Below are 4,187 nucleotides of genomic sequence, written 5' to 3'. Positions count from 1 at the left end.
CGCGTTTCCGCCTACTCTCATGAGGGCATCATTCAGACGCATGCCGTCGAGCATGAGCAGAACACGGTGGCCGGTGAGTCCTCGAACGATGGGCGCTCCCGAAGAACTCGAGGTGCGTTGCACGAGCACGCCGGGGGCCCGCTCCAAGATTTCGCCCACCGTACCGGAGGCCGATTCTTCGGCCTCGCGCCGACCAACTCCCACCTTGTTGCGAAACGAATCTCCCACTCGATGGCCAGTTGTCGCCACGGCTTCATAGGACTGTGCCCGCACGCCGTCCGAGATGACCAGCCACGTCGCCAGGACCAGCCAGCACGCGGAGAGCTTAGCTCTGACGCGCCTTCCGCACACGGTGCTACCGTGGAGCCGGAGCACGTGGACGCACGGTGTTGCTCCAAAGCGCCTCATGGGCGCATTCTCAATCGTTTCGAGTCCTCCAGCCACGGCCCCTGGGGGTGGGAACGAAATTTCACACCCCGAGGGGTCGAGTCCGGTGGCTTCGGCAGCGGCAGTATCGCCTTGCTTGCGGCGGAATCCTGTTCGCATCCCGTCCGCGCTCGGCATCGGAAAAAGGCTCACGCGAAATCGATGTGGAAACTTATCGACAATTGGAGAGGTTACGTATGACGCCGCATCGAAACAGACTGGCTTTCGTACACCCCCCCTGGGGTATCCCCGGGTATCCCATCAGTGTCAGAAGGGTGGCGCACGGCCGCCGGAGGCATACCTGAATACACTAGCTCGGCGAGGCGTGACGCTTCTCCGGTGAGCGAGCCGCCTCCTCCAGTAACTCAGCGCTGCAAGTGGGCGTAGATGCCTGACAATATGGGAGGTTCCACATGAGAATGGTTCCGCATAAGTTATCCGTAGTGCTGGCGCTCATGAGCGCCAATGTGCTGGGCTGCGTCAAGCCCGACGACGACGAGTCGCAAGCCCGACGACGACGAGTCGCAAGCTGTAGGTGTGACTCCTTACCTCCCCACGCTACCTGGTAGCGCCTTCTCTATCTTGGTCCAACCTCTAGCACCTAGCTCAAGGAGGAAGTTTGATGAACCCGCATCCGAAGAGTCTTGTGATTCTTGTTTGCCTTGCCGCGGTCGCCCTAGTCGCGACCGCCGCCACGACTGCGGCGCTTTCGACGCCCGTGCTGGATGTCCTTTCTGGCCAGCAGAACTTTGCGGAACCGGCCGGTGCCCGGTGGGCGACCGAGAGCAATCCCCAAGTCTTTCAGACCGTCGTGCATGCGAACACGAATTCTACGTATAGGTGCTTCGTTGACCGATACAACAGATCCTGTACGTATTCGAGCAGCACCTTTGGTCTGGACCCCACAGCCGCCGTCGACTGGAACGGAACCAATGAGTTTATAAGGCTGACCATGGGGGATTCCGGTTCTCCTACCATTCGCCCCAACGACACGCTTTTTCTCGAGTTTTCCGAGAATCCATGTCCCGTGACGCCAACCGACTGCGGAAGTACCCCTCCGACCTGGCAAACCTGCACCTATTCTCCTACAAGCGGTCTTGGCTTTATCCCAGGAATTGATTATCCCCAGCTAGTTGACCGGCCTAACAGCAGTCACATGTGGGTCGTAGCGTGGCGACTGTCACCAACCATCGATTCTAACCGTGTCGTCGTCGCTAATCTAGGCAACCCAACCACAACGCCTGGTGGACCAATATGTAGCTTGATTTCAAATGTAAGCGAACTTCCAACAACAGTGGAACCGACTTCAGTCCACCTCGCTTATCCACGCGCTGTAGCCGTGGGAAACGAATTATGGATAACATACGCCAACGTTACCGACAGGAAGATGAAGTTCGTTAGATTCAATATGGTTACACAAATATGGGGCGGCAGCGCTTTTGAGGTGGACGATTACCTCCCCTATCCGCTCACGCTGGCCGGAATCGCTGACGGAAATCGACGCTCTTCGATGCCAGTATCTCGGATTGACGTAAGTGATCGCAATGACTCGAGCCCGACTGCTGTGATCACGTTTCAAAGCGCTGGTTCGGGCAGTTGCTCGAGCAAACAGGAAACGCGTATCTATCGGAGTACCGATCTGGGCGTGACCTGGTCTTATGAGCTGGTCACCGGCTGCCAGACGAACGCCCATCCAGAGGTCGCGTTCGCCAGAAGCGAGGGAGGAAGCTCCAGTACCGTGCATGTCATGACCCAGCATGAGTGCTTGACATCAAACAAAGGTGGCAAAGGGCTGTGTCCTGTGAGCTGGCGAAGTACCGACGCCGGAGCGAACTGGAGCGGCGTATTCGTGGGTGAGGGGAATACGTTTAATGGCCCCCTGATCCCGGTATACTGGGGAGACTACGATGGCATAGTAGCAGACGGGGATACCATGTTCTATTTCTGGGGAGATATGGATGCCCCTTTGTACCGAGTGCGGGGTCAGGGTATTGAACCGTAGGGAACCTAGCCGTAAAGTGGAAACAGTGGAGGCTAATGATGGAAACAAGAATGACCGGTTTTGCTGTGATTGTTCTGGCGGTCCTTTCGGGATGCTCGAGTAGGGAGAAACAGGAACAGAATATGGGCTTGGTTGGTGTGGCGCGGGCGCAACTCACAGAAAGAGCTGATGATCCAAAAATCGGAGAGCCGTGTGATCCGCAAAAGGATGGCTGGATACGCCCACAGCTGACTACGGAAGAGGCTGCCGATGAGGCGAGAGCCCGTACCGGGAAGCCACAGTTTGTCGTTCCAAGAAGGAGTGGCGTAATAGCGAGCACCAAGCAGCTTCCCAAGGGCACCAAATACTGCCTGGCTGGCGTTCCGTATCCGGACGGTTATATGACGGCTACGTGTCGCTCGGATGCGAACTGCCCGGACGGCGCTCTTTGCAGCAAAGGTGGTCTTTGCCGAAAGTCCTGCAGTGCGGACAGCGACTGTGCTAGTGGCAGCGTCTGCACGGGCGGCCAGTCGGACCGGGTACGCTTTTGCCAGTGTGTCGAGTGCATAGAAAAGGCCTTTCACCGCGACTGAACGAGCTGGCGAGGAAGCGCGCGTCCCGCGTGGCACATTGCACCCCTGGCACGAAGAGTGACGCAAGCAAGACCGGGTACTGGACGCGGGAGTCGGGCAGGCCCCAGGCGCCGAAGGCCCGGTTGCTCTGACCCGCCTGTCGATGGCGGAGTGCCACTTCGCGAGTCCATGCGCTATACTTCAGAGGATGCTTGGTCTTGCGGTCTAGGTCTAGGACATGTCAGACGTAGGCAGGAAACGGGAGTCGCGAACCTGAGGGCAGCAAGGCCAGGGAGTTTCGCATGTACTATAGGGTCCGTCCGAGAATGACTCGATCAGCTACGGCCGTGCAGGGCGGCGTTGTGGCGATCGCATCGCTGGTGGGGATGACTTCGTGCCAAGAAGATGTGCTTCCGTGCTCGGGAGTAGAGCAGGTAGACTCGGGGGACTCGCTCTCGATCGATGCGTGCTCGATGGGGGACTCGGGTCGTATCGATGCGTCAGCAAGCGATATCGGAGGCGCCTGCCGCCGGGAGGATTATCCGAACCACACCGTGGACCCTTCTTCGCTTGCGCCCGGCGTGCGTTGGTGCCTGGGGGCTGGTGATGTGTATCCGGATGGCTACGTTACCGCGAACTGCAGCACTGATCGGGACTGCGGAGGGGGGGGGGCTCGCTGCCACAATAAACTGTGCCGCATGCCATGCAAGACCGACGCGGACTGCCGGCCACCTTCGACCTGTTGGGAGCCCGGTCCTGCCGTGGACCCAGGAGAATTCAGGTTCTGTCAGTGCGGGCCATGCCTTGTACCGTGGCCTCCACCTCCCACGTACCCTGCTCCAGCCATGGACGCCGGCTCGCAACCTTCGAGAGATGCCGCGCCCCGAACCGATTAGCGGTTCCTGCAGGGAGCGTGAGGGTGAGCACCGCCGGCCGGCCGGCCCGACCTGCGCCCGGCATACCCGACCCGACCCTCGATAGAGCGGCCGGTGTCAAGTACATGCAGCGGTCCCCTCCGGCAGCGCGGTGCGCAGTCGGCAATACGAGAAGTGGGCGCCAGCCGAGAGGGACGGCACAGGAGTCGCGACTCACCCATCGATACGTGCTTTGAATCCGGCCTAACGTTGCCGGGGCACAGGAGGCTGGTCGAAGAAATGGTGCTTTCAGCGTTTCGACGTCTTGGCGTCGGGGTCAGGTTCGCACTCATT

The 4,187-nt window shown here is 59.4% G+C and carries 2 protein-coding genes; one reads left to right on the top strand and one right to left on the bottom strand.

Going from position 1 to position 4,187, the window contains the following annotated elements; genetic code table 11:
• A partial coding sequence (locus tag MJD61_08765; protein ID MCG8555363.1) for a TonB-dependent receptor plug domain-containing protein occupies positions 1-351 on the bottom strand: 351 nt, incomplete at its 3' end.
• Positions 352-2,071: 1,720 nt separating this feature from the next.
• Between MJD61_08765 and MJD61_08760 the strand changes: the two genes are divergently transcribed.
• Positions 2,072-2,428: a hypothetical protein gene (locus MJD61_08760; protein MCG8555362.1), complete on the top strand. Its 357-nt coding sequence runs from the start codon at positions 2,072-2,074 to the stop codon at positions 2,426-2,428.
• Positions 2,429-4,187: the final 1,759 nt, after the last annotated feature.

The sequence above is a fragment of the Pseudomonadota bacterium genome (genome assembly GCA_022361155.1).
Classification (GTDB): domain Bacteria; phylum Myxococcota_A; class Polyangia; order Polyangiales; family JAKSBK01; genus JAKSBK01.
This window is presented reverse-complemented; position numbering and strand designations above follow the sequence as displayed.